20 protein-coding genes are annotated in these 26,254 nt (G+C 62.0%); 11 read left to right on the plus strand and 9 right to left on the minus strand.

The genetic code is table 11. From position 1 onward, the window contains the following. Positions 1-5 precede the first annotated feature (5 nt). Both D8M36_RS01530 and D8M36_RS01535 read right to left on the minus strand, forming a co-directional pair. Positions 6-1,406 (minus strand): class II 3-deoxy-7-phosphoheptulonate synthase, encoded by a 1,401-nt coding sequence (locus D8M36_RS01530; RefSeq protein ID WP_126846166.1) that lies wholly within the window; start codon positions 1,404-1,406, stop codon positions 6-8. 58 nt (positions 1,407-1,464) lie between these two features. After that, on the minus strand, positions 1,465-2,205 hold the full coding sequence (locus D8M36_RS01535) for a lysophospholipid acyltransferase family protein (RefSeq protein ID WP_126846168.1): 741 nt from the start codon (positions 2,203-2,205) through the stop codon (positions 1,465-1,467). Positions 2,206-2,337: 132 nt separating this feature from the next. On the opposite strand from D8M36_RS01535, the gene D8M36_RS01540 reads away from it, so the two are divergent. Together D8M36_RS01540 and D8M36_RS01545 are read left to right on the plus strand one after the other, a co-directional pair. Then, a complete protein-coding gene (locus D8M36_RS01540) occupies positions 2,338-4,140 on the plus strand; it encodes an AMP-dependent synthetase/ligase (RefSeq protein WP_126846170.1) in 1,803 nt (600 codons plus the stop codon). Between the two features lie 12 nt (positions 4,141-4,152). After that, entirely contained in the window at positions 4,153-5,859 is a 1,707-nt protein-coding gene (locus tag D8M36_RS01545) for a DEDD exonuclease domain-containing protein (RefSeq protein WP_126846172.1), read from the plus strand. Here the strand turns inward: D8M36_RS01545 and trpD are convergent. Further along, on the minus strand, positions 5,837-6,907 hold the full coding sequence (gene trpD, locus D8M36_RS01550) for an anthranilate phosphoribosyltransferase (protein ID WP_126846173.1): 1,071 nt from the start codon (positions 6,905-6,907) through the stop codon (positions 5,837-5,839). The genes D8M36_RS01545 and trpD overlap by 23 nt on opposite strands. Before the next feature lie 228 nt (positions 6,908-7,135). Between trpD and ctaE the strand changes: the two genes are divergently transcribed. From ctaE to D8M36_RS01580, 6 genes are all read left to right on the plus strand, one after another. Further along, complete coding sequence (ctaE, locus tag D8M36_RS01555) at positions 7,136-7,822, plus strand: aa3-type cytochrome oxidase subunit III (RefSeq protein WP_065247913.1); 687 nt, start codon at positions 7,136-7,138, stop codon at positions 7,820-7,822. A gap of 49 nt (positions 7,823-7,871) precedes the next feature. Then, positions 7,872-8,672 (plus strand): cytochrome bc1 complex diheme cytochrome c subunit, encoded by an 801-nt coding sequence (qcrC, locus tag D8M36_RS01560; protein WP_126846175.1) that lies wholly within the window; start codon positions 7,872-7,874, stop codon positions 8,670-8,672. 5 nt (positions 8,673-8,677) lie between these two features. Beyond that, positions 8,678-9,754, plus strand: coding sequence for a cytochrome bc1 complex Rieske iron-sulfur subunit (gene qcrA, locus D8M36_RS01565; protein WP_164497567.1), 1,077 nt, complete (start codon positions 8,678-8,680; stop codon positions 9,752-9,754). A 6-nt stretch (positions 9,755-9,760) separates the two neighbouring features. Next, positions 9,761-11,392: a cytochrome bc1 complex cytochrome b subunit gene (gene qcrB, locus D8M36_RS01570; RefSeq protein ID WP_126846179.1), complete on the plus strand. Its 1,632-nt coding sequence runs from the start codon at positions 9,761-9,763 to the stop codon at positions 11,390-11,392. 664 nt (positions 11,393-12,056) lie between these two features. Then, complete coding sequence (locus tag D8M36_RS01575) at positions 12,057-12,383, plus strand: ArsR/SmtB family transcription factor (protein WP_074296621.1); 327 nt, start codon at positions 12,057-12,059, stop codon at positions 12,381-12,383. Further along, positions 12,380-13,516, plus strand: a complete 1,137-nt coding sequence (locus D8M36_RS01580) for an MFS transporter (RefSeq protein ID WP_126846181.1) — start codon at positions 12,380-12,382, stop codon at positions 13,514-13,516. Before D8M36_RS01575 ends, D8M36_RS01580 begins: the two co-directional genes overlap by 4 nt. Before the next feature lie 733 nt (positions 13,517-14,249). On the opposite strand, the gene ctaF is transcribed toward D8M36_RS01580, so the two are convergent. From ctaF to D8M36_RS01605, 5 genes are all read right to left on the minus strand, one after another. Further along, positions 14,250-14,666, minus strand: coding sequence for an aa3-type cytochrome oxidase subunit IV (gene ctaF / locus D8M36_RS01585; RefSeq protein WP_126846183.1), 417 nt, complete (start codon positions 14,664-14,666; stop codon positions 14,250-14,252). A gap of 2 nt (positions 14,667-14,668) precedes the next feature. Further along, positions 14,669-16,381, minus strand: coding sequence for an aa3-type cytochrome oxidase subunit I (gene ctaD / locus D8M36_RS01590; protein WP_074296615.1), 1,713 nt, complete (start codon positions 16,379-16,381; stop codon positions 14,669-14,671). Beyond that, positions 16,378-17,286, minus strand: coding sequence for an aa3-type cytochrome oxidase subunit II (gene ctaC, locus D8M36_RS01595; protein WP_074296613.1), 909 nt, complete (start codon positions 17,284-17,286; stop codon positions 16,378-16,380). Before ctaC ends, ctaD begins: the two co-directional genes overlap by 4 nt. Positions 17,287-17,618: 332 nt before the next feature. Continuing rightward, on the minus strand, positions 17,619-17,975 hold the full coding sequence (locus D8M36_RS01600; RefSeq protein WP_126846185.1) for a HesB/IscA family protein: 357 nt from the start codon (positions 17,973-17,975) through the stop codon (positions 17,619-17,621). Between the two features lie 101 nt (positions 17,976-18,076). Beyond that, a complete protein-coding gene (locus D8M36_RS01605; RefSeq protein ID WP_126846187.1) occupies positions 18,077-19,450 on the minus strand; it encodes a dipeptidase in 1,374 nt (457 codons plus the stop codon). A gap of 132 nt (positions 19,451-19,582) precedes the next feature. Between D8M36_RS01605 and D8M36_RS01610 the strand changes: the two genes are divergently transcribed. Further along, positions 19,583-20,182, plus strand: coding sequence for a DUF3043 domain-containing protein (locus D8M36_RS01610; RefSeq protein WP_126846188.1), 600 nt, complete (start codon positions 19,583-19,585; stop codon positions 20,180-20,182). Positions 20,183-20,253: 71 nt separating this feature from the next. On the opposite strand, the gene aspS is transcribed toward D8M36_RS01610, so the two are convergent. Further along, entirely contained in the window at positions 20,254-22,065 is a 1,812-nt protein-coding gene (gene aspS, locus D8M36_RS01615) for an aspartate--tRNA ligase (protein WP_126846190.1), read from the minus strand. 582 nt (positions 22,066-22,647) lie between these two features. On the opposite strand from aspS, the gene D8M36_RS01620 reads away from it, so the two are divergent. Continuing rightward, complete coding sequence (locus D8M36_RS01620) at positions 22,648-24,558, plus strand: DEAD/DEAH box helicase (protein ID WP_126846192.1); 1,911 nt, start codon at positions 22,648-22,650, stop codon at positions 24,556-24,558. A 151-nt stretch (positions 24,559-24,709) separates the two neighbouring features. Continuing rightward, positions 24,710-26,224: a peptide MFS transporter gene (locus D8M36_RS01625; RefSeq protein ID WP_238638341.1), complete on the plus strand. Its 1,515-nt coding sequence runs from the start codon at positions 24,710-24,712 to the stop codon at positions 26,222-26,224. Positions 26,225-26,254 lie beyond the last annotated feature (30 nt).

Genomic DNA, 26,254 nt, shown 5'->3' on the forward strand with positions numbered 1-26,254 from the left:
GCCGATTAGCTCGGGCGGTTGCCAAGCATATCTGCGACGAGAAACGCGAGCTCAAGCGACTGCGAGTGGTTGAGACGGGGATCCACGAGAGTCTCGTAGCGATGCTGCAGCCCCTCTTCATCAAGCTCGCCTGAGCCACCGAGAACCTCGGTGACATCATCGCCCGTAAGCTCCATGTGGAGCCCGGCGGGTACGGTACCGACCGCCCAGTGCGCTTCGAAGAAGCCCCGCACTTCGTCCATGATGTCGTCGAAGCGGCGAGTCTTGTAACCGTTCGAGCTCGTGATCGTGTTGCCGTGCATCGGGTCGGTTACCCAGACGGCCTCGATTCCCTCGCTCTTTGCGGCCTCGAGGAGCACGGGAAGCTTCTCGCGCACGTTCGCGGCCCCCATGCGGCTCACGAAGGTGAGGCGGCCTGCCTCGCGCTCGGGGTCAAGAACATCGGCGAGGCGGAGCATGTCCTCGACACTTGCGTTCGGGCCGAGCTTCACCCCAATCGGATTGCGCAGTTGCGACATGAAGTGCACGTGCGCACCATCGATTTGACGTGTACGTTCCCCAATCCAGAGGAAGTGCCCCGAGCAGCCGTAAATCTCCCCCGTGCGCGAATCAACGCGCGCAAGTGCTTCTTCGTAATCCAAAAGAAGCGCCTCGTGAGACGAGTAGAACTCGACCATGCGAATGGGATCGAAGTCCACGCCGATCGCCTCCATAAAGCGCACGGCACGCTCGATGTCGTCCGCGACGCGCACGTACTTCGAGTAGGCGTCGGACTCCACGAAGCCCTTGTTCCAGGCCTGCACCTGCCTGAGGTCGGCGAAACCGCCTCCCGTGAACGCTCGCAAAAGATTAAGAGTCTGCGAAGCGGTCGTGTACATCTTCCACAGGCGTGAAGGATCCGGCACGCGGGATTCGGGCGTGAACTCATACCCGTTTACGGCATCGCCGCGGTAGCTCGGGAGGCTCACGCCATCGATCGTCTCGGTATCGCTCGAGCGAGGCTTCGCGAACTGTCCCGCCATGCGCCCCATTTTGATTGTGGGCAGGGAGGCGCCATAGGTGAGGATCGCTGCCATCTGGAGGATCGTCTGAACCTTGTTCTTAATGCGATCTGCGGTCGAATCGGCGAAAGTTTCGGCGCAATCGCCGCCTTGGAGCAAGAATGCCTCACCACGAGCTGCCTTCGCGAGATGCGTGCGAAGCAGGTCGACCTCGCCGGCGAACACGAGTGGTGGCGCTGCGCGAAGCTCATCAAACACCCGCGCGCGCTCCTCCTCATTCGGCCACGTGGGCTGCTGGATGCGCGGATATTCGCGCCACGACGAGAGTGCCTCAAGGTGGGCTGAGGATTCGGAGAGCTCAAAGGGGTGGAAGCTCGCGGCAACGTTTCGGTTCTGGTAACTCACCCGGTCATAGTAGGCGAAACCTGCGTGCGGGGCATGTGCAGTCCACGCGCGGTCGCGCTCAAACGCGCTCGTGCGCCTTCGCGCGCGAAGCCTTGAGGCTCTTCTTCACCTCGGAAGCGTACTCATCGACGTACTCTTGGCCGGACAAGTCGCGAATCGCCTCCATGAGAATACGCGCAAGGGCACGCAGCTCATCGCGCGAAGCGGGGGAATTGCTCGACGCCCCGCCCCTGAGACCTGCCAACTCGGCGCGCATATCGAGCGTGGGGCCGATCGTCGTGTGCAGGCTCGCTCCTAGTTTCGGAAGAATGGATTTCTTCGAGCGCTGGGCCTCAAACGCACCAATTTCAGCAACGGGAAGAATAGGCGCCCCGGTCGCGAGCGCGAGACGAACCGCGCCAGTCTTGCCGCGGTACATGCGACCATCGGGGCTTCTCGTGCCCTCGGGAAAAACCCCGAGGGCGTGCTCACCTTCAAGCACGGCAATCCCCGCGTTCAGCGCCGCGCTCGCGCCTGCCTGCCCCGAACGGTCCACGGGGATGACATTGACAGACCGCATGAGCCACGCGAAAAACTTTCCCGGCAATCCCTTGCCTTTAAAGAGAGAGTCTTTGCCGAGCCAGTGAATCTCGCGCGGGATCATGCACGGCACAACATAGGTTTCAAACGCGGAGACATGGTTGCAGGCCATGATCATTCGCCCCGAGGACGGAACGTTTTCTAGGCCCGAGACTGTCGGGCGCCATACGATCCTCAGGAGGAATTTCACGATGGGCTGCAAGGCGGGATAGAGATGCACGGCTCAACCTTATAGGGCAGCGACCAGCGTGAGGGAACGAACGCGCCACGAAGGCCTGCCAAGGAGGCCCAATCCATCGGAGACGCGTACACTCGACTTCAGCGCCGCCTAGCAGTCAAGGAGCATTCCCCCGTGTCACGCGAGTTCGAAACACCTCAGATCGCTGAGTCGAAACCCGACGAAAACATCACTGATTTCCTCCTCTTGCGCCGCACAAAGCACGCCGATATCCCCCTGTGGGAGCGCCAGCTGACACCGGGCACATGGTCGCCCATGTATGCACCCGAGTTCATCACGCTCGTCAAGCGCCTCGCGCAAGGGCTCATCAACGAGGGTCTCAAGCCCGGTGATCGCGTGGCGATCATGTCGCGCACACGTTTCGAATGGACACTCATCGACTGGGCGCTGTGGTTCACCGGCGCCATTAGCGTGCCGATCTACGAAACCTCCTCCCCCGGGCAGATCGAATGGATTGCCTCTGACTCGGGTGCACGCTTCATTTTCTGCGAGAACGCCGGCCATGCGCAGGACATCGATGAGGTGCGCGCCTCGCTACCTGACCTCGAGCAGGTCTGGGTTATCGATGAAGGCATCATCGACGAACTTTCCGTTGCCGAGAGCGACGTTGACGACGAGGCTGTCGAAAAGGCTCGCACGAGCCGCCACAAAACCGACACCGCAACGATCGTCTACACCTCGGGCACAACGGGCCGCCCGAAAGGCGTGGAACTCACGCACGCGAACTTCATGGACCAATCGCTCAATGCGATTGGGCTTCTCGGTGAGGCCGTGATGCCTCCTGGCTCGCGCCTCCTCATGTTCTTGCCCCTCGCGCACGTGTTCGCGCGCGACATCACTTTCATCACGGTCGTCACCGCATGCACGACCGGTTTTTCGCCTGACGCGAAGCACCTTCTCGACGACCTGGCATCGTTCAAGCCGACCGTTCTGCTCGCCGTACCGCGCGTATTCGAAAAGGTCTACAACGGTGCCGAGCAAAAGGCTGTTGGCGACGGCAAGGGGAAGATCTTCCACCACGCGGTCGACGTCGCAATTGACTACTCCAAGGGCCTCGATACCGGCAAGATTCCCCTGCACATCAAGGCTCAGTACAAGCTGTTCGACAAGCCCGTGTACTCGAAGCTTCGCAACCTCATGGGCGGCAAGCTCACCTACGCTATTTCGGGCGGTGCACCGCTCGGCGATCGCCTCCCCCATTTCTTCCGCGGGGTGGGCGTCACGATTCTCGAGGGGTACGGCCTCACTGAAACCACCGCCCCCGTGGGCGTCAACAACCCTTGGAACGTAAAGGTGGGCACCGTGGGCCCGCCGTTCCCTGGCTCGAAGGTGAAGCTCAACGATAAGGGTGAGCTTCTCGTGAAAGGCGTCATGGTGTTCAAGGGGTATTGGAACAACCCCGAAGCAACAGCCCAGGCTCTCCAGGATGGCTGGTTCAACACGGGCGACACCGCCACGATCGACGAAGATGGCTACATCACGATTACCGGGCGCTCGAAAGAAATCATCGTGACGGCGGGCGGGAAGAACGTCTCCCCCGCGCAGCTCGAGGACGTCGTGCGCCAGAGTCCTGTTGTCAGCCAGTGCATCGTTCTTGGTGACCAGAAACCCTTCGTCTCGGCAATCGTGACGCTCGATCGCGAGATGCTTCCGCGGTGGCTGAAGAACAAGGGACTTGACTCGGTTCCAATGGCCGAAGCGATTTCCCACGAAGATGTCATCGCCGAAGTCCAAAGAGTCGTCGACGAGGCCAACACGTCGGTTTCGCGCGCCGAGTCGATCCGTAAGTTCGAGATCATCGACGCGGACTTCACGGAAGAAAACGGCTACCTCACCCCGTCGTTCAAACTGAAGCGCGCGGCCGTCGTCAAAGACTTCTCCGACGTCATCGACCGTATTTATACGAAGAAAAAGTAAGGCGGAAGCGCAATCGCTCACGTAGCGCAGCGAGCGTTTGAGGATCTCGGCCCTGAGCTGGTCGATGTCGAATTCGTCGTCGTCGACCTCGAAACAACCGGGACTAACGCCGATCTCGACGCGATCACGGAGATCGGCGCCGTTCGTGTGGTGGGCGGCGAGGTCGTCGAAGAATTTCAAACCTTCGTCAACCCCGAACGTCCGATCCCCGCGTATATCGCCGCGCTGACCGGTATTTCCGATCACATGGTGAGAGAGGCGCCCACGGCCGAAGCCGTCATCCCCGCGTTTCTCGAGTTCGCGCGTACATCCGTGCTCGTTGCCCACAACGCGCGCTTCGACATCGGCTTCCTCAAGGCCGCGGCACTGAAGCTCGAGTACCGTTGGCCTCCCTTCGAGGTTGTTGACACTCTCGCTCTCGCCCGCAGGGTCTTTGGCCGCGACGAGGTGAAAAACCACAAGCTCTCAACGCTCGCAAGCACCGTGGGGGCGACCACAGTCCCGAACCACCGGGCACTTTCCGATGCGCGTGCGACAGTCGATGTGCTCCACGAAATCATCGCGCGCCTCTCCACGAGTGGAGCGAGTCATCTTTCCGATCTCACCACGAGCGGCAAGAGGGCGACTCCCGCACAAATTCGCAAACGCTACCTCGCCGCCGACATTCCGGCAGTCCCAGGCGTGTATTCGTTCATCGATGCACACGGCTCCGTGCTGTATATCGGGAAATCCGGCAACCTCCGCTCACGCGTGCGTACCTACTTTTCGCCGCACGAAACCAGGCGTGCCGTTCTCGACATCATCCCCGCGACCGAGCGCATCGACGTGGTGCAATGCTCGAGCGAATCCGAAGCCGCGGTCCGCGAAATGCGCGCGATCGCCCGCACGCGACCTCTCGCGAACCGCCAGGGAGTGCGGCGATCGCTCGGCAATTGGCTGCGTGTGAATCAGGATGGTCTGCGCCTCGCGCGCAAAGTTCATGAAGAAACCGCCGTCCATGCCTATATCGGTCCGCTGCGCTCGCGCCACGATGTCGAACCAATTCGCTCGCTCGTCTACGCGGCCTTGGGCTCGGCGGTCGGGAGCGAGCAAACTCCCGGCTCTGAGGCGGGCCCGCTTGAGAGCGAGGGTCCGACGGTTGCCGAGGGACCGTCGGACCGTCTGTACGAACACCCGGGCTTCCACGCGCGCATGCACCGAGCCCTCACCGAGGATCCACGCGATGTTTTCGAGTATGCGGCGGCGAAGATGCGTGTCCTCGTGGAGCGCGGACTTTACGAAAACGCCGAAGCACTCCGCACCCGAGTGGAACTGTTTACGCATGCGGCACGCCGCGCGGCGCGGCTGCGCTCAATCGCTGCCGTGCCGCTCATTGTCGCTGCTCGTAAGGTCGCTTGCCCGGGAGCCGAGGCGGATACGCCATGGCAGTGGGAGATTTTCGCGGTGCGCCACGGGCGTCTCGGAGCCACTCGCACGATGCCCGCGTGGACGGACCCGCTCTCTGCGGTCGCGCAGCTCTCACGCGAAAGCGAACCGGAGACCGAGCTGCGCGCGCCAATGTGCTTCGGCTATCACCACGAGGCCGAGTTCATCCTCGAGTGGCTCGCCGAACCGGGGATAAGGATCGTGCACATTGAGGGCGAATGGTCGATGCCCGCAACAGCGCGCTTCACACTCGAGGAATTTCAGCGCACGTTCACGCGCTCTGCGACGCCGTAACCCAGCGATCAAGCGCAGCCTGAGCGGCGCCGGAATCGAGTGATGCTTCTGCGCGCGTCACCGCGATACGCATGCGGTCCATGAAAGCAAGGCAGGCGTCGGAATCTTGTTCAAGTCCTTCGGCTGCGACGATGCCCGAAGCGGCATTGAGCACGACGGCATCGCGAACCGGCCCCGTTTTGCCCGCGAGAAGATCGCGCGCGACTTGCGCGTTATAGGCAGGATCGCCTCCTCGAAGTGCGTCGATGCTCGCACGTGAAAGTCCGAAATCCTCGGGCTCGACCACGTGTGTGGTGACGACACCGCCGTGGACTTCCCAGACATCGGATTCGGCGGCGATACTCAGCTCATCGAGACCGTCCCGGCCGCGCACGACGACGGCCGAAGCCCCGCGGTCGGCAAAAACTCCAGCGATCACGGGGGCCATCTCCTCAAAAGCAACCCCTACTGAATGTGCCCGAACGCCCGCGGGATTCGTGATGGGACCGAGAACGTTGAAGACCGTGGGAAGTTTGAGGCCGCCGCGTGCGGGAGCCGCGTGTTTCATCGAAGGGTGGAACACCTGCGCGAAGCAAAACGAAATTCCTGCTTCGTCAAGGACGCGTTGAACATGTGCAACGGGAAGGTCGAGGCGCACGCCCAGTGCTTCGAGAACGTCGGCGGAACCCGATTTCGAGCTCACGGCCCGATTGCCGTGTTTCGCGACAGGGATTCCGGCGCCACGAATGACCAGCGAGGCCATAGTCGAGACATTCACCGTATGCGCACCATCGCCGCCGGTACCCACGATGTCGACGGCACCTTGCGGCGCCGTGATGGTTGTAGAGTGCTCGAGCATCGAGGAGGCAAGCGCATTCACTTCATGCACGACAGCGCCCTTGGCTTGGAGTGCCACGAGGAAACCCGCGAGTGGGACCGGATCAACCTTCCCCCTCATGACCTGACCCATGGCCCACCACGCCTCATCGCTCGTGAGATCACGCCCCTTCGTGAGGGCGGTCGTCAGTGCCGGCCAGGTATAGATTTCTTGATCCGTCATAGCGCCCATGCTAAGCCGCAACGACTCGTGACGTAGGGCATGCTCACCAGGCGGAACAGGGCTTAGATCACGCAAAAAACCGGGACAAAAGCCCCCGTTCGATTCAACAATCACGCTCCTAGCGGGTATGCTGAAAAAACCTGCGCACGGACTTTTGTCCCAGCAGGGCCGCGAGGGCTCCTGCCCCACGGCCGAGACCATGTGCCGTGCATGGCCTCGCTTCCCGACCAACGACGAATGAGAACCGTGACAACAGCGACTCTTTCCTCCGCCCCTCGCACCTCCCCCGTGAGCAGGCCGAACACCACTCAGGTCGGCACCATCGTGTGGCTCGCGAGCGAAATCATGTTCTTCGGTGCGCTCTTTGCCATGTACTTCACGCTGTACGGCGTTGTGCCCGAAGTGTTCTACGAGGGCCAGAAGAACTTCACGCTCAACTTCGCGATCACCAACACGATCATCCTGGTCACGAGCTCGATCACATGCCAGATGGGCGTCTTCGCAGCCGAGAAGCGCCGTAAGCGCCGCACCGGTTCGATCGTCAACATTGCCGGTTGGGGCCTTATCGAGTGGTACACGCTCACGTTCGTGCTCGGCGCGATTTTCGTCTCAGGCCAGGTCTTCGAGTACGCCGAGCTCATCCACAAGGGCCTCACGATTTCGAGCACGCCGCACGGTTCGATCTTCTACCTCGCCACGGGCTTCCACGGCCTCCACGTCCTTGGCGGGCTCATCGCCTTCCTCTTTGTTCTCGCGCGCGCTTACGCCGCGAAGAACTTCACGCACCACGAAGAAGTCAGCGCGATCTGCGTGTCGTACTACTGGCACTTCGTCGATGTCATTTGGGTAGCACTCTTCTTCGTCGTCTACCTCCTCGATCCACTCGTCCTGCACACCGTCGAAGGCAATTGGGTCTTCTTCTAAAGTTTCCCTTGCTCGGATTCGCACCCTTTACCGAAACGAGGTCCTCACAGTGAAGGCTTTGGCCACACACCGCCATCACCCGATGGCGCTCCTTGCCATCATCCTGATGGCGTTGATCGCCACGGGCGGGTTGTTCGCCGTCCTCTCCCCCAAGGATGCTTCCGCCGAGGCCTTCTCGGCGTCGGATGTCGCCGAGGGGAAGAAGCTTTTCGTGTCGAACTGCGCGACCTGCCACGGCATGAACGGCGAAGGCCGCAAGGACGACGACGGTAATACAGTTGGCTCCTCGCTCATCGGCGTCGGTGCCGCAGCCGTCGACTTCCAGGTCGGCACGGGTCGTATGCCAATGCAGGAATCCGGCCCCCAGGCGCAGCGCAAGCCCGTGCAGTTCACTGACAAGCAGATCTCGCAGCTTTCCGCTTATGTCGCTTCGCTCGGCCCCGGCCCCTCGGTCCCGGGTGAAGAGCAGCTCAACACCGAGGGTGCGGACGTCACCAAGGGCGGCGAAATTTTCCGCATCAACTGCGCCATGTGCCACAGCGCATCCGCCGCTGGCGGCGCCCTCACCGAGGGAAAGTGGGCCCCCACTCTTCGCGGTGTTGAGGACAAGCACATCTACGAAGCCATGGAAACCGGCCCCCAGAACATGCCGGTGTTCAACGACAACAACCTGAGCCCCGATGACAAGCGCGATGTCATCGCCTATCTCAACCAGCTCGAAGAGAATGGCTCGCCCGGCGGGTACTCGCTTGGCGCGCTCGGCCCGGTCACCGAGGGCCTCTTCGCCTGGACGGCGATTCTCGCGATCCTGCTCGGCTGCGCAATCTGGTTGGGAGCTAAGGCAAAGTGAACGAACTGACCCACAACATTGACGGCACCTCACCGCGCAAGGGCGTAAGCACCGTCGCGCGCGCAGAGGAAGGTGGTTTCCGTAACCCGGGTATTCCGCCCCACGAATATCGCCAGGCGGACCTCGACCCAAAGGCCGAAAAGCGCGCCGAGCGAATCGTCTCGCTGCTCTTCCTCCTCTCGATCCTTGGTACGGCGTTCTTTATCGCCTCCTACTTCCTGTTCAGCCCCACGGGCACGAACCTCCTTGCCGAGGAAGGCACGCTTTCGGCCGTGCACTGGTCGACACTCACCATGGGCGTTGGCCTCGCCGTGGGCGTGTTCTTTATTGGCGCGGGCGCGATTCACTGGGCGAAAACCCTCATGCCCGACCACGAAGTCACCGAGGAGCGTCACGCACAGCGAGGTGACGAGGAGACCCGCGAAGCTGCGTCGAACATTCTTGTCGACGGCATCAACGAATCCGGTATTGCTCGCCGCCCCCTCGTTGTAGCGTCGCTCGTGGGAGCGCTCGCGGCGCTCCCCATCGCGGTGCTTTTCCCGATTTCTACCCTTGGCCCCTTGCCCGGCAACAAGCTCCACCACACCTACTGGGGCCGGGCAACAGAAAACAAGAAGCGGGTGCGCATCGCTCGCGACCACGACCAGACCCCGATCAAGGCCTCCGACGTCACGGTCGGCTCGATCTTCCACGTGATGCCCGAGGGCCTCACGGAAGAAACGCCCGATTGGATCGAAGAACGTGCCAAGGCAGCCGCCGTGCTCGTGCGCATCGATCCTGCGGATGGCAAGAGCGAAGCATCGCTTGAAGCGGGGCACGAAGGCATTCTCGCGTTCTCCAAGATCTGCACGCACGTTGGTTGCCCGGTAGCTCTCTACGAGCAGCAGACCCACCACATGCTCTGCCCGTGCCACCAGTCGACCTTCGATGTCACTGACGGCGCGAAGGTCGTGTTCGGTCCCGCGCACCGCCCGCTTCCCCAACTTCCCATCGAGGTTGACGACGAGGGCTACCTCGTGGCGACCGGCGATTTCCCCGAGCCCATCGGTCCCAGCTTCTGGGACATTCACAAGGAGAAGTAATTCCTCATGAGTGACACCCAGACCACCGGCCTCGACCGCGACTCGAAGGCCTTCAAACTCGGTTCAGTTGGCGCAAGCTGGCTCGACGAGCGCACGAGCGGCGCCAGCATTGTCAAGGGCTTCGCGCGCAAGATCTTTCCCGATCACTGGTCGTTCATGTTCGGCGAGGTCGCGCTCTACAGCTTCGTGGTGCTGATCATCTCGGGCATCTTCCTCACCATGTTCTTCGTTCCTTCGATGAACGAGGTTGTCTACGACGGCTCGTATACGGCGCTTCAAGGCGCGCACATGTCGGCGGCATTCGAATCGACCCTTCATCTGTCATTCGACGTGTGGGGCGGTCTTCTGTTTCGCCAGATTCACCACTGGGCTGCGCTCACGTTCATGGTGGCGATCTTCGTGCACATGTTCCGCGTGTTCTTCACCGGTGCATTCCGCAAGCCGCGCGAGCTCAACTGGCTCATTGGCTTCGGCCTCATGGTTCTCGCGATGCTCGCGGGCTTCTCGGGCTACTCACTTCCCGACGACGTGCTCTCGGGTAACGGCCTTCGCATCGCCGATGGCGTGATGAAGGCGATCCCGATCCTCGGCACCTACATGTCGATGCTCATGTTCGGTGGCGAGTTCCCGGGCCACGACATTATCCCGCGCCTCTTCACGGTGCACATTCTCATCATCCCGGGTGCGATCCTTGCACTCATCGCGCTGCACATGTTCTTCCTCGTGATGCACAAGCACACGCAGTACCCCGGCCCGGGCCGCACCGACCGCAACGTTGTGGGCTACCCGCTGTTCCCCGTGTACACGGCAAAAGCTGGCGGCTTCTTCTTCATCGTGTTTGGTGTGCTGACCCTCGTGGGCGCTACTGTGGCGATGAACCCCGTGTGGAACTACGGCCCCTACGACCCCTCCCCCGTGTCCGCTGGCTCGCAGCCTGACTGGTACATGCTCTTCCTCGAAGGCTCGCTGCGCCTCATGCCGGGTTGGGAGCCCACCATCTTCGGTTACCCGATCTCACTGAACATCATCATTCCCGGCATGGTCTTCCCGGGCATCATGTTTGGCAGCCTCGCGCTGTATCCGTTCATCGAGCAGTGGGTGACGGGCGACGACCGCGAGCACCACGTGCTCGACCTGCCATACAACACTCCGGTGCGCACGGGCTTCGGTGTCGCGTGGATCGCCGCGTACCTCGTGTCGATTCTCGCCGGTGCGAACGACCTCATGGCGGTGGCGTTCCACATGTCGCTCAACAACCTCACGTGGTTCTTCCGCATCGGTATTTTCGCGATCCCGATCATCTCGTTCATCGTGACGAAGCGCCTGTGCCTTTCGATTCAGAAGCACAAGAAGCAGCTCGCCCTCCACGGCGTTGAAACCGGCAAGGTTGTGCGTATGGAGAACGGTGAGACGCTCGAGATCCACGAGCCGCTTAGCGAGTACGACCGCTGGGTGCTCGTCAGCTACGACAACCACCGCCCGCTCCAAAAGGGCGAGGGTGTCTCGTCGCTGCGTGCAAAGGCTTCGAGCTTCTTCTTCAAGGATCGCGTGGAGCCTGCCACGCCTGCGGAGCTCCGCGAGGCACTCGAGCACTCGGGTCACGAGGAGCATAAGATCAAGGCTCTCATCGGCAGCTGATCGAGTACACTCCTCGAATTCCATAGAGGTTGTGGGGGTTTGCCTCCGAGCGTTTGGCTCGAGGCAGGCCCCCACTTCCGCATGTCGGGGCTTCTTCTGCTTTGCCTCCTGCTTCCCCACCACACCTCCGTTCCCTTCTCTTCTGTTCCCCTCTTCCCTCCTCACCGGGTTGATTAAGGGCAGTCAAACTTCGTTAGTTCGCGTGGTGGTTTTGTTGCGTCGGCAGTCCGACGGTTGCTCGGCTTTCGTGCATGCGCACCGCGCGTCACGAAACCGGCCACACGTCCAGAAGGAGCGCAGCCAAATCGCTCCCACCACAGTTAAAAAGTTCACGTTTGCCCAAACATCCAAATGAGTTTCCCCTGTCGCACCCGCAGATAGTTTGTCGCCCTCTACCCCGGGCACCCCTTGCTTTACACAAGTGCGGCGCTCAACCGCGGTCTCGGCTCCGCCTTCTAACGGCTAGAAATCTCGTCACTGTTGCGTTGGAGCCACCATCAATCACGTATCCCTCGTCGAGAGCCGCCGCAACACTTCTAGACACCACCGGGAGAGCCCAAATCGTCTGAATGTCCGGTGTCACCTCACTGACGGCGTTCGGAATCGTGCAGCTTTTCCTGTACGATAATCGTGCAGCTATTACTGCACGATTAATGGAGGCGCGATGACACCCCGTGAATATCACCACCCAAATCCTGACGACATCAGTTTGCCTAGGGTACTTGCCGCCCTGAGCGACCCTACGCGGTTAGAAATGATCTGCCGCCTAGCCGACGGGCAGGAGCACGACAGCCTTGAGCTCGCGGACGACCTCCCCCGTTCGACGCTGACGTACCACACGCGTATGCTGCGAGAGGCAGGAGTGACGTGGACGAGGAGCGAGGGCCGTGCATGCCTAATCCGGTTACGGCGCAAGGATCTGGATGAGCTGTTCCCAGGGGTTCTTGCGGCACTTATCGCAAACGCAGCCTCCAAGGCGGCACAAGAATGATGCGTCGACTGTGGCCATTCGTGTTGGGCAGCGTCGCCCTCGGCCTAGACGCCTATGTCGTGGCGGGTCTTCTACCCCAGGTCGCCTCTTCATTGGGAACTAGGGAAGCCGATGTCGGGTTGAGCGTTGCGGCATTCACGGGCTCGTACGCAGTCTCGGGCCCCTTACTTGCAGGACGCGCTGGGCAGCGGTCACGACGCAGTTTGGTTACAGCCCTGCTGGTATTCACGGTAGCTAACCTGATCACAGCACTATCACCAACGATCGGGGTCTTCCTGGCCACTCGTATAGTCGCTGGCGCAGCAGCAGGCGTGTACTCGCCACTGTCGTCCGCGGTGGCCTCAGAGGTTGTAGATCAACAGCGTCGTGGTCGTGCGGTGGCTTTGGTTCTTGCCGGTCTGGCCGTCGGTACCGTGTTCGGTGTGCCCATCGGCCTGTTCCTGGCACAACTGTGGGGATGGCGCGCCGCGATACTGCTGATCGTGATCATTGGCTGCGCTGCGCTAGCAGGCATAACGCTGGGCGGCGGCGAGCTACCGTCAATTCCGGCGTCTAGCGCTGCTGACCGACTGCGATCCATCACAAGCCCACGGAATCTCCTCACGATTTCAGTAACTCTTCTCACCGCAGTGGCTTCCTTGGGGCTCTACACCTACCTGACCGTCGTGCTGTCCGCCGGAAGTCTAGCGTCGCATCAGAGCCTGGGGATTTGGGTCTGGGGACTCGGTGGGGCGCTCGGTGCACTAGGCATCGGACGGCTCGTGGACAGATGTGCCCCCTTGCGCTTGAGCGCTGTCATCCTTGCCGGCCTGACATGCGCGCTGATCGGCATGACTCAAGGGCATCTGCCAGGGGTCACCGTGGTGAGCCTGTTCATTTGGGGGCTGTGTGGTTGGTCGTCCCTCGCGCCCCAGCAACATGTGCTCCTGCAGGCGAATCCAGCAGATGGTGCCACGGCTGTGGCTGCTAACGCATCAGCCAACTACCTGGGATCGGCACTAGGGGCGACTCTTGGCTCGCTGTTGGTAGCTGTGCACGTGGCGCCGGCCGTGCTGTGCGGTTCGGCAGCGGGCGTCGCCGCACTCGCACTGCTCTGCCAGATTATTCGACAACGGGTGGGTTCCAAAGCGTAGCAGCGTGACCCAATACGTCTTCAAGCCGCTTCATCGCTTCTCGTTTCGACAGCCCGTACTCTATTAGGACCCGCCCAGCGCCCCAGCTCCCCCGACTGCCAGGGTGCCGGCCGCCAGCAACGCCCTACCGCATCACTCGCGCCTATGGCGGTCCAAGTCGAACCGCAGATGACAACCCACCAACAGCCCAGCAATACCGACTCATCCACGGCAGTAAATGACCCTTCGTCGCCTTCACTTCACTGCTATGCGTACCCCGCGTCGGGCAAGGGCTCAATAAGTACCATGCCGTCTAGGAACAGCTTCTGCCCAAACGACGAAAGGAACCTACCGCCAACACCCGCGACGCGGTGGAGCTAGCTAGACCCGCAAAGTTGGGCCTGACGCCCGCACATTGGGACATCTCGATCCAGCCGGATCGACAATCGAACGTTTCCACAAGAGTCCCGCCAGTGTGCGCCAAGGGCTACATTCCTACCGAATTAGCGAGGATGAGTGGCGTGATGGTTTCGTGGGCGGATTGCACAATTCCCAATCTCCGAAATCAACGCTATCCACGCTAGCCCGGCCACTCCACCTTGCGTCCAACCACCTATCGGCGATCTCGGCCACGAGCCGTCGCGGTGTTCGCGATACACAGCAAAGTGCCCGGCGGGCTCATGCGAGCCAGCCGGGCCTTCACTCTGTCGAAGATGTCAGCGCCCAATTTCAGGAGCGCCTAGGAGCCTTACTCTCAGTGGTTGTTGTGCCCCACGGAGTAGGCCATCACCCACATGACGACGCCAATCATGCCGATGACCACGCCGAGGGCGGTGATCCAGTAGGCGATCGGGAAACCGCCGAACGCGAGGGAGGCACCGACTGCGCACACGAGGGGTGCCCAGCTGTACGGGGCGAAAATGCCCTTGTGGCCAGCCTCTTCGTGAACCTCAGCATCGTCGTCGTCCTGGGCGCCGCCGCCGAAGCGGCGTTCGTTCATCCACACGTAGATAGCGATCATCCAGCACATCGCCGCGAGGGCAAAGAGTGCGGGAACACCGACCCATTCGATCCCGCCGGGATCAACGTTGAGGGTAAGGAGGGTGTAAACGACGCCGACGACGGTCACGAAACAGCCGATGAGGGCGAAGATGATGACGTTGGTGCGCATTCTTACTTACCTCCGTGGGCGCTAGCGAGTGCTGCCTCGTCGTGATTGACGTGAACCTGATCGACGGCGGCGACTTCGGGGAACTTCTGGTCGAAGGCCGGGCGTTCCGAGCGGATGCGCGGTAGTTCGGCGAAGTTGTGGCGCGGCGGCGGGCACGAGGTGGCCCACTCGAGGGAGGCGCCGTAACCCCACGGATCGTTGACGGTGACCTTCTTGCCCTTCGTGTGGGTAAGCACAACGTTGAGGATGAACGGGAGGGTCGAGGCGCCAAGGATGAACGCACCAATCGTGGAGAACTGGTTCATCCACTGGAAGCCATCTTCGGCGAGGTAGTTCATGTAGCGGCGGGGGGCGCCTTCCACACCCATGAAGTGCTGGATGAGGAAGGTCATGTGGAAGCCTACGAGAAGAAGCCAGAAGTGGATCTTCGCGAGGTCTTCACGGAGCTTGTATCCGAACATCTTGGGCCACCAGAAGTAGAAGCCCGCGAACATTTCGAAGGCAACCGTGCCGAAGATGACGTAGTGGAAGTGGGCGACAACGAAGTAGGTGTCACTCAGGTGGAAGTCGAGCACCGGGGTCGACAGGATCACGCCGGTGAGGCCACCAAAGAGGAAGGTGGTCATGAAGCCAAGCGTGAAGAGCATCGGTGATTCGAAAGTGATGGATCCGCGCCACATGGTGCCCACCCAGTTGAAGAACTTCACGCCCGTGGGCACGGCGATCATCATCGTCATGAACGCGAAGAAGTCGAGCATGACCGCGCCGGTCGTGAACATGTGGTGGGCCCACACGGTCACGGAAAGGGCAGCGATCGAGATGGTCGCGTAGACGAGGGTCTTGTAGCCGAAGATGGGCTTGCGGCTGAAGACGGGGATGATCTCAGAGGCGATACCGAAGAATGGCAGTGCGAGCACATAGACCTCGGGGTGGCCAAAGAACCAGAAGAGGTGCTGCCAGAGGATCGGGCCGCCGTTTGCGGGATCAAAGATATTCGCGTCGAGCACGCGGTCGGCGCCGAGGGCGAAGAGCGCGGCAGCGAGCGGCGGGAAGACCATGAGGATGAGGATCGACGTGATGAGAACGTTCCACGTGAAGATCGGCATACGGAACATGGTCATGCCGGGCATACGCATCGTGATGATGGTGGTGATGAAGTTGACGGCGCCGAGGATGGTGCCGAAGCCCTGCATGCACAGACCGAAGGCCCAAAGGTCACCGCCGAGGCCCGGCGTAAAGGTGGTGTCGGAAAGGGGCGCGTAGGCGAACCAACCGAAGGAAGCCGCACCCTGGGGGGTGAGGAAGCCCGCGCACGCAATGAGGGCACCGAAGCCGGTGAGCCAGTAGGAGAACATGTTCAGGCGTGGGAACGCCATGTCGACCGCACCGATCTGCAGCGGCAGAAGGTAGTTCGCGAATCCCGCGAACAGGGGCGTGCCGAACATTAGAAGCATGATCGTGCCGTGCATCGTGAAGAGCTGGTTGTACTGGCCCTTCGACACGACAACCTGGAGACCGGGCTCCCACAGTTCAGCGCGGATCAGAAGCGCAAGCACGCCGCCAAAGCAGAAGAAGAAAAAGGCGGTGGCCATGTACATGATGCCGATCGTCTTGTGATCGGTCGTGGTGAGGAGCTTGAAGAACTGGTTGCCCTTCTTCGTCTCAGGCTGTGCCGGGGCGAAGCGGCGCGTGGTTTCTGTGGTGGTAGTGCTCACTTTTTGGCATCCTCACGACGGTTTTCGATGCGGCGGTCGGAATCGTCCTTCATATTCCAGGACTTCTGGAGGCGGTTGAGGTCGTTCGAAAGCTGCCCCTCATTGCCCTTGGCACGCAGCTCTTCCATGTGCTTGTCGAATTCTTCCTTCGACACGACCTTGACGTTGAACAGCATGTCAGAGTGGTACTCACCGCACAGTTCGGCGCACTTGCCCGCGTAGGTGCCTTCAATTTGCGGCGTGACCTGGAACGCGGTGGTGTGGCCGGGAATCATGTCTTTCTTGTACAGGAAGTCCACGACCCAGAAAGAGTGGATGACGTCGCGGGAGTCCAGCTGGAACTCGACAGTCTCACCGACGGGGAGATAGAGGGTCGGGAGATCCTCGGCTGCGCCTTCTTCGCCGGTGCGGAACGACTGGACACCCGGATCTTCGTGGACATCGGCGTCAACATAGTTGAAGTCCCAGCTCCACTGCTTGGCAACGACGTTGACGGTGACATCGGGGTTCGGATCGAGACGCTCAATCTCGGAGATATCACGCTGCGTGAAGTAGAAGAGGGTCATGATCATGATGACCGGAATCAGCGTGAAGGTCAGTTCGATCGGCACGTGGTAGCGCAGCTGAACGGGGAAACCCTTGTCGTTCTTCTTGCGGCGGTAGGCGATCGCACACCAGAAGATGAGGCCCCACACAAGGAGACCGACGGCGAGGAGGGTGATCCACGAGCCGCTCCACATCGTGATGATGCGGTCGGTGTGGTTTGTGATCTGGTGGGTGGTGTCACCAGGGAGGAATCCTCGCTGCTGCTCTTCCGTGCAGCCCACGAGAGCAAGCGCCGTAAGGGCGAAAGCGGCGATGGCCTTCGGCATCCGGCGACTGCGTTCCGGGGTTTGGGGGATCACAGGCTGACCTTCCGTGTATCGCGTGGCGAATCGGCTGCGGGGAGATTCGCGCTCGATTGTGCTGTTATTTCGGGCTCTTCCCTCCCGGCTGCACGGGGCGCACGCCTGGATCGGGACGAGAGTCCTTAGTCATCATACGCGACTCGCCACTAAATGTGGCCTTCACAGCCGCTTTTCGCGGATTCGGTGGGGTTTGCTCAGTCACGTTTATGCCGGTCGGGATGTTTTCACGGCGCGTGCGCCCCAGTACCAGGCTCCGACGGCTACTCGAGGAAAGTCGAATGGGCCGCCGCATGTGCGGCAGCCCACTCGTATCGCTCTCACTGTGGCGCTCAGGCGAAGGAATCTCCGCATGCGCACGAGCTCGACGCGTTCGGATTGTCGATCGTGAAGCCCTGCTTTTCAATCGTGTCGGAGAAGTCGATCGTCGCACCGGAAAGGAACGGGATCGAGTTCTTGTCGACAATGACCTCAACGCCGCTGAAGTCCACGGTGGCATCGCCATCGAGCAGACGCTCGTCGAAATAGAGCTGGTAGATGAGCCCCGAGCATCCGCCGGGCTGCACGGCAATGCGAAGGCGCAGGTCATCGCGGCCCTCTTGTGCGAGCAGCTGCTTGACCTTATCGGCGGCCACCTGGGTGAGGGTCACGCCGTGGGCGGGAGCCGTCTGTGTTTCGGTCGTAGTCATGGTTCCTCCGTTAAGTCCGGGTAGGTGACGCTTAACGTCACTGTACGCGGGCCCACCTCACGCGGTCTATGACGCGTGGGCATTCCCTCGTCACGTGTGACTTAGGCGGTTTCCTTCGGGTCGAGCTCGGCAGCGCCGAGCAGGATGAGCGCTTCGGCGACGCATACGCGCTCGAAGTCGCCGAGGTGGAGCGATTCGTCGACGCCGTGTGCGCGCGAATCCGGGTCTTCGACGCCGGTGACGAGCACGTCAGCCTTCGGGAACAGCTCGAGCAGATCCGAGATGAACGGGATCGAGCCGCCGAGCCCGGTATCCACGGGCTCGACTCCCCACGAATCATGGAACGCGCGGCGCGCAAGATCCATTCCCTCGCTGCTCGCGGGTGCGAGGAACGGCTTGCCCGCGTCAACGGGGGTGAAGGTGACCTTGGCGGCAGCGGGAATGTGAGCCTCAACGTGCTTTTTGAGCACTTCGGTCGCGTGTGCCGGGTCTTCGCCCGGGGCGATGCGAACGCTCACCTTGGCGCGGGCTTTCGAGATGAGGGTGTTGGAGGCCTGCTGCACGGGCGGCGCATCGATGCCGATCACCGAGATCGCGGGCTTGGTCCACAGGCGCGACGTGATCGAGCCGTCACCCGCAAGGGGCAGCCCTTCGGGTACGCCGGCGTCGCGGCGGAAGTCCGCTTCCTCCATGTCGACCTTGGGGGCTTCGGCAACGTGAAGTCCCTCAACGGCAATGGTGCCGTCCTCGTTGTGGAAGGTCGTGAGGATGCGCGAGAGCTGCGTGAGCGCATCGAGCACCGGCCCGCCGAACATGCCCGAGTGCACCGAGTAGTCGAGAACCTGGACGTCGAGCTCGAAGGCGACAACGCCGCGCAGGCTCGTCGTGAGGGCGGGGCGGCCAACGGCCCAGTTCGAGGAGTCGGCCACAACGATGATGTCGCTGCGCATCAGGTCCTGGTGCTTTTCGAGGAATGGGCGGAAGGTCTCGCTGCCGTATTCCTCTTCACCTTCGACGAACACGACGATGCCCACGCCGGACTCTTCGAGTTCATCTTTAAGGGCGCGAAGCGCGGTCACGTGCGCCATAACGCCGGCCTTGTCGTCGGCAGCTCCGCGGCCATACAGGCGGCCGTTTCGCTCAGTGGCCTCGAACGGCGGGGTGGTCCACTCGGATTCGTCGCCAACGGGCTGCACGTCGTGGTGGGCGTACAGCATCACGGTCGGCTTTCCAGGCTTCGCTGGGCGGCGAGCAAGAACCGCGGGGGCGCCACCATCAACGGACTCGATGCTCACTTCGGGCATGCCCGCATCTTCGAGGAGCGACGCCACCTTCTCGGCGCTCGCCTGCACGTGCGATTGATCGTAGCCATCGAAGGCAATCGAGGGGATCGCTACGAGCGCGGTGAGATCCTCGAGTGCTTGGGGTTGAAGGGCTTTGACCTTGTCATTGATGGCGTCGACGCTGAGCGACATTCCTCTTCTCCTTCCGCGCGGCGAGCGCGATACTGGCTTTGGCTCCACCGTATCCCCGCAAGCGTCGGAATTCCTCACGAAACTCCGTACCAACCGCGCGAGTCCGGCCCCCGGGAGACTAAGATTGGCCGGGTGAATACCGAGACCCCATCCGAGCACTCCCCTAGCCCCACTCGCGCTGAGCACTCCGCGACGACCCCGAAGAAGGGGCGTCCAACCCGCTCGCGCAAGGAAGCTGTCGCCGCGCGCCGCACGCCTCTCGTGCCGAAGGACCGCAAGGAAGCAAAGCGCCGCTCTAAGCAGAAAGATCGCGCCGCTGCAAACCGCGAACATCAAGCTCTGCTCACCGGTGATGAGGCGCACTACCCCGTGCAGCACCGAGGCGCCGATCGCCGTCTCGTGCGTGACATCGTCGATTCGCGCCACAACGTCGCTGAGTATTTTTTGCCGTTCGCGCTTATCGCGATGCTGTTCCCGTTCGCCATGCAGCTCATCGACCCGGTGAAATTCCAGGTCGTCTCGATCGTGTTCCTCGTCGTGCTGTGGGCGGGCATCCTCGTCGTCGTGATCGATACGTTCCTCTTGCGCCGCAAGATTCGCAAGGTTCTTACCGAACGCTTCGGCGTGGTCCCCGCCGGCATGGTGTCGTACGGCCTTCTTCGTTCAACGAACATTCGCCCGTGGCGTATGCCTAAGCCGCAGATCAAACACGGCGAGGCTCCGCGTCCGTAAGACTTCCTCACACACCAAAACCCCCGGCCCGAACTTTCGTTCGGTAACCGGGGGTTTCCTGTCAGGCGGTTTTACTTAGCCGTGTCCGACGCCTGCTCAGCTTTCGCCGAGTCCTTGTCTTTGGCCTTCTTCTCGGGCTTGAAGTCCACGCCCGCTTCCTTGCGTTGCTGCGGCGTAATCGGCGCGGGAGCGGCGGTCAAGGGGTCATAACCGTTACCGGTCTTCGGGAAGGCGATGACATCGCGAATCGAGTCGGTCTTCGCGAGGATCGACACGATGCGGTCCCAGCCAAACGCGATGCCGCCGTGGGGCGGTGCGCCGAACTTGAAGGCTTCGAGGAGGAAGCCGAACTTCTCCTGCGCTTCCTCTTCTCCGATGCCCATGAGCTTGAAGACGCGCTGCTGCACATCGGCCTGGTGGATACGGATCGAACCGCCACCGATTTCGTTGCCGTTGCACACGATGTCGTAGCCGTAGCTCAGTGCCGAGCCCGGGTCGGTGTCGAAGGTGTCGAGGAACTCGGGCTTCGGGGACGTGAAGGCATGGTGCACGGCGGTCCATTCGCCGTGACCCACGGCAACGTCGCCCGCGGCTTCCGCATCGCCCGCGGGCTCAAACATGGGCGCGTCCACGACCCACACAAAGGCGAACTCGTCGGGGTTGATGAGGCCGAGACGGTCACCGATTTCGTTGCGCACGGCACCGAGGAGCGCGCGTGAGCTCTTGGCGTCGCCCGCGGCGAAGAACACGCAGTCGCCTGCACTCGCACCAACCTTTTCGGCGAGGCCGGCCTTCTCCTCGTCGGAGAGGTTCTTGGCGACGGGGCCGCCAAGCGAACCGTCTTCCTGGAAGAGAACGTAGGCGAGGCCCTTCGCGCCGCGCTGCTTCGCGAATTCCTGCCACGCGTCGAGGGTGCGGCGGGGCTGCGACGCACCGCCCTTCATGACGATCGCGCCAACGTAAGGGGCTTGGAACACGCGGAAAGGCGTGTTCTGGAAGTATTCGGTCATCTCGGTGATCTCGAGATCGAAGCGCAGGTCGGGCTTGTCGGAGCCGTAGCGCGCCATGGAGTCACGGTAGGTGAGGCGCTTGATCGGGGTCTCGATGTCGTAACCGATCTGCTTCCACACGTTCACGAGAACCTTCTCGGCGAGCGCAATGACGTCTTCCTGATCCGCGAAGCTCATCTCGACGTCGAGCTGCGTGAACTCCGGCTGGCGATCCGCGCGGAAGTCTTCATCGCGGTAGCAGCGGGCGAGCTGGAAGTAGCGTTCCATACCGCCAACCATCAGCAGCTGCTTGAACAGCTGCGGCGACTGGGGAAGCGCGTACCACGATCCGGGAGCAAGCCGCGCGGGCACGAGAAAGTCGCGCGCACCCTCGGGCGTCGAACGGGTGAGGGTCGGGGTTTCGATTTCGACGAAATCCTCGTTGAGGAGGACCTCGCGCGCGGCCTGATTCACCTTCGAGCGCAGGCGCAGCGCGTATGAGGTTTCCGCACGGCGCATGTCGAGGTAGCGGTAGCGAAGGCGGGCCTCTTCGCCAACCTCGCTGTGCTCATCGAGCTGGAAAGGTAGCGGGGCCGCGGGGTTGAGCACCTCGACCTCGCTCGCAATGACCTCAATATCGCCCGTGGGAAGTGCCGGGTTCTCGTTACCCTCGGGGCGGCGTTCGACCTTGCCGGTCACCTTGAGCACAAATTCGTGGCGAAGGTGGTGAGCGTCTTCTTCACGCACAACGACCTGCGCAACTCCGGACGCATCACGCAGGTCGAGGAAGGCCACGCCGCCGTGATCACGGCGCCTTCCGATCCAGCCGGTGAGAGTAACGTCCTGGCCGATGTGATCTTCCCTGAGATCACCGGCGCGGTGGGTGCGAAGCATGAGGATTCCTTTGACTTCGAGGTGGTCGGTGGTGGGCGGCGCGTAGGCGTTCAGCCCCCGCACGGGGCGGGGCGGGGCGCGAGAGGCCGCAATCCGCACCAGTTTAGCGCGCACCAGGTTCGGGTGCAGTCCGACGCTTGCTGGGCAACCGTCAGATCCCCTTCCCTCCCGCATCCCCCTCCCCCTCCTGCTTCTTGCTTCACTCCCGCCACATCCTTCGCTTCCTTATCTCGACAGTGGTGATTTTTCGTGCGAATAGCCTGTTCCGTGTCGTGAGGTGGCGATTTTTGCCGTTTTCACCCGAGTCGCGTGAGCGAAACGGAGCAGAAGGGCAGATGGAGGTGACTATTGTCGCGCGCGGATCCCCTCCCGTAGCGCCTACCTCTTCCGTAAGCTGGTTCCAGCACGTGTGAGCGCCATGAGGGCGCGATGAGAGTGGCGCCGCTCCGGACGGCGCATTTTTTGTGTGCGGGGATGCCCGCGGGAACGTGCTCGACCAAATGAGGGGCCGATGAACGGCCCGCAAGTGTTCACGTGCGTTTTCCGGGGCGGGCGTGTGCGATGGCTCGGAAGGACCCAAAAATGACGACTGATAGCACCGACCGCACCGAAACCGCTCTCGAGAACCGCGAGGAAATTGCGGAAGCGCTCGAAATGGACGGCATGGCAGCTCCCAGCCCCGACGGTGCCGATGACGCACCGAGCGCCGATAGTACCGATGCATCGAACGCGGCCGACGCCCCCGAAGCCTCCCATGACGATGAGCGCGTCCGCTTCGACGAGCTCGGTCTTCCGCCCGAGCTGCTCGCTGCCGTGCGCGAGCTCGGATTTACTCACCCCTCTCCCATTCAGGAACGCGCAATTCCGGCTCTGCTTGAAGGCCGTAGCGTTTTGGGCGTCGCACAGACGGGCACGGGCAAGACCGCGGCATTCGGTCTCCCGCTCCTCGCGGAGGTCCGCGCCTCGAACCGCGCCACGCAAGGACTCGTTCTTGCACCGACCCGAGAGCTCGCGATGCAGGTGGCGGAGGCGATCCAGTCATTTGCCACAAAGCTCGATGGCGTGAACGTCGTGAGCGTGTACGGCGGCGCTCCCTACGGACCGCAGGAACGCGCCCTCGCGCGCGGCGCCCACGTGATCGTCGGCACGCCTGGGCGCGTCATTGACCACCTCAAGCGCGGCAATATCGTGCTTGACCACCTCTCGACGCTCGTTCTCGACGAGGCGGATGAAATGCTTCGCATGGGCTTTGCCGAGGACGTGGACGAGATTCTCAGTTTCGCTCCACGAAAGAAGCGCATGGCGCTGTTCAGTGCAACGATGCCACCCGCAATCAAGCGCGTCGCCGAGGAGCACATGCCTGACGCCGTGAGCGTCGCCGTCGCCCGCCAGTCAACGACCGTGACGAGCGTCGAGCAGACGTACGCCGTGGTGCCATTCCGCCACAAAACCGGTGCTCTCACGCGCATCGTCGAGACGACCGACGCCGATGCGACGATCGTGTTCGTGCGCACGCGCAGCGCCGCCGAGGAAGTTGGAACGGCGCTCATTGCCCGAGGCATCGTCGCCGCAACTATCTCGGGTGATGTCCCCCAAAAGGAGCGTGAACGCATCGTCGAGCGTCTGCGCGACGGCTCTCTCACGGTGCTCGTCGCGACTGACGTCGCCGCGCGCGGTCTCGACGTTGAGCGTATCGGCCTCGTGGTGAACTTTGACATTCCCTCTGAACCCGAGGCCTACGTGCACCGTATTGGCCGCACCGGTCGCGCGGGTCGCACGGGTAAAGCCCTCACGTTCGTGGCTCCCCACGAAAAGCGCAAGCTGCGCAATATCGAGCGCACGACCCGCCAGGAGCTCGAAGAAATTCACATCCCCTCGCCTCTTGATGTCTCGCGTCACAAAATGAAGAAGGTTCTCGCGGAGGTTCCCGGGCGCCTCGAGAAGGGGCGCCTCAACCTCTACTTCGATCTTCTAAACGAGTTTTTGGCCGAGAACAACGTCTCGGTCGAGCAGGTTGCCGCGGCTCTCGGAGCGATGACGGTTGGCGACGACGGCCCTCGCGCACACGAAGACGATTTCACTGGCGCGAGCTTCCGCGACAAGGGCGAACGCGGGAACCGCAAGGATCGAAGCGAGCGCCGCGACCGTGGGGAGAAGCGTCCCCGCCGTTCGAGCGCGGGATTTACGACCTACCGCATTGCGGTGGGCAAGAATCACGGGGTGCGGCCCCAGTCGATTGTGGGAGCCATTGCAGGTGAGGGCGGCCTCAACGGCCAGGATGTGGGGAAAATCGATCTCTTCCCCTCGTTCTCACTCGTAGAGCTTCGCGACGGTGTCGACGAGGCTGCTCTCGCACGCATTGGTCGCGCCCGAGTGGGCGGCAAGCCCATGCGCATCCAGGTAGATCAGGGCCCCAAGAAGGGCGGCAAGTTCAAAGCTCGCAAGGGTAAGCACTTCGACGATCGCGGCGCAAAGAAGTCGAATCGCTGGTAGAAGGGCGATACTCCTCACAGTTCCCACCATGCGCTCCTTTACAGGCGTCACCAGGATGTCCACGGTAGAAGAGGCCGCGTTTTATATGTGCACATAAATAACGCATGTTTTCGCGGCGCTGTATCCCCTATCGCGCCATGAAAGGATTGGCATGGACAACCCCGCATCCACCGCAGGGGACCGCTTTGTGCGTGAAGCCGAGCGAGATCGCGCTGTCCAACAGGACAGCGAGTTCCTCGGCCACCCCCGCGGCCTTGCAACGCTCTTCGGTCTCGAGATCTGGGAGCGCTTCTCCTACCTCGGCTTCCAGGCGATCCTCGCCCTCTACTTTGCCGATGCCATCGCCAACGGCGGCATGGGCTTCGAGGAGGGCGTCGCCTCGAGCATCGTCGCCGCCTACGGCGCACTCGTATACCTCCTCTCCATCGTGGGCGCGTGGATTGCGGATCGCATCATCGGCACCTATCGCACGGTACTCTTCGGAGGCATCATCATTGCCGCCGGACACATCTTCATGGGCATCCCCACGGCCTTCTCCACCTGGTTTGGGCTCGCCCTCATCGTTCTCGGTACGGGGCTGCTCAAGCCCAACGTCTCAACGAAGGTTGGCGAGCTTTACTCGAGCGAGGATGAGCGCCGCGACGCGGGATTCTCGATCTACTACTCGGGCATTAACATCGGCGCCTTCCTCGGCCCGATTATCGCGGGCTGGCTCGGCCAGGAGATCGGCTGGCACTGGGGCTTTGGTGCGGCCGCTGTGGGCATGATCGCGGGCGTCATCCAGTACGTGCTCGGTTCCAAGCATCTCGCGGGCAACGAGGCAGCAGCACGCATCCGTGCCGCCTTCCGCGCGGACCGCGGCTTCTGGGCAACGATCGGACTCATCGTGGCCGCCGTGATCGCCGCCGCCCTTTTCACCGTTGTCGCGGAGGACGGCATCAATGCCCTCGTGAACGTCATCTCGATCGTGAGTGCGATCGTGCCGATCGTCATGCTTGTGCTCATGGCCCGCTCCCCCAAGGTCACGAAGGCGGAGCGCGCGAACCTCATGCCGTATTCGCTCTTGCTCATTGCCCTCGTCGCGTACAACCTCATGTACTTCCAGACGGGCAACACGCTTAACTTCATGGCCCTCAACCGCACGGAAAACTCGCTGTTTGGCTGGGGCTACCCCTCGACGTGGTACATCTCGCTCACCGCGATCGTTGAGATCATCATGGGCCCGGTTCTCGCGCTCCTGTGGGTCAAGCTTGGCAAGCGCCAGCCGCATGTCGCGGCGAAGGTTGGTCTCGGCACCGTGTTCGGTGGTGCCGCCTTCCTCGTGGTGGCCCTCGGCGCGAGTGTGAGTGGCGAAGCGGCGATGCTCTCGGCGATCTGGCTCGTGATCTGCTATATCTTCCTCGGTCTCGGCGATCTCGTGCTGCAGACGAGCGGCATGAGTGCCACGACGAAGCTTGCACCGCGCGCCTTCGCTTCGCAGACGATGGCCGTGTGGTTTGCGGCAATGGCCCTTTCGCAGGGCATTCAGGCGCAGGTCGTGAAGTTCTTTGATTATGACAACGCGGCCCTCTACTTCGGTATCCAGGGCGCTCTCGTCGTGGCCTACGGCGTGTTCCTCATGGCCATCACGCCATGGCTCAAGAAGCGCATGACCCTCGTGGGCTAACACGGTTTCGCCGCTTTCCAACTCTGAAAG

It is taken from the genome of Dermabacter sp. HSID17554 (genome assembly GCF_003989295.1).
GTDB classification, from domain to species: domain Bacteria; phylum Actinomycetota; class Actinomycetes; order Actinomycetales; family Dermabacteraceae; genus Dermabacter; species Dermabacter vaginalis.

Coding starts and splice junctions, on each gene's coding strand:
- trpD (WP_126846173.1), bottom strand. CDS start 6,907: ATGGGCGCTATGACGGATCAAGAAATCTATACCTGGCCGGCACTGACG.
- ctaE (WP_065247913.1), top strand. CDS start 7,136: ATGAGAACCGTGACAACAGCGACTCTTTCCTCCGCCCCTCGCACCTCC.
- qcrB (WP_126846179.1), top strand. CDS start 9,761: ATGAGTGACACCCAGACCACCGGCCTCGACCGCGACTCGAAGGCCTTC.
- D8M36_RS01575 (WP_074296621.1), top strand. CDS start 12,057: ATGACACCCCGTGAATATCACCACCCAAATCCTGACGACATCAGTTTG.
- D8M36_RS01580 (WP_126846181.1), top strand. CDS start 12,380: ATGATGCGTCGACTGTGGCCATTCGTGTTGGGCAGCGTCGCCCTCGGC.
- ctaF (WP_126846183.1), bottom strand. CDS start 14,666: ATGCGCACCAACGTCATCATCTTCGCCCTCATCGGCTGTTTCGTGACC.
- D8M36_RS01600 (WP_126846185.1), bottom strand. CDS start 17,975: ATGACTACGACCGAAACACAGACGGCTCCCGCCCACGGCGTGACCCTC.
- D8M36_RS01605 (WP_126846187.1), bottom strand. CDS start 19,450: ATGTCGCTCAGCGTCGACGCCATCAATGACAAGGTCAAAGCCCTTCAA.
- aspS (WP_126846190.1), bottom strand. CDS start 22,065: ATGCTTCGCACCCACCGCGCCGGTGATCTCAGGGAAGATCACATCGGC.
- D8M36_RS01620 (WP_126846192.1), top strand. CDS start 22,648: ATGACGACTGATAGCACCGACCGCACCGAAACCGCTCTCGAGAACCGC.
- D8M36_RS01625 (WP_238638341.1), top strand. CDS start 24,710: ATGGACAACCCCGCATCCACCGCAGGGGACCGCTTTGTGCGTGAAGCC.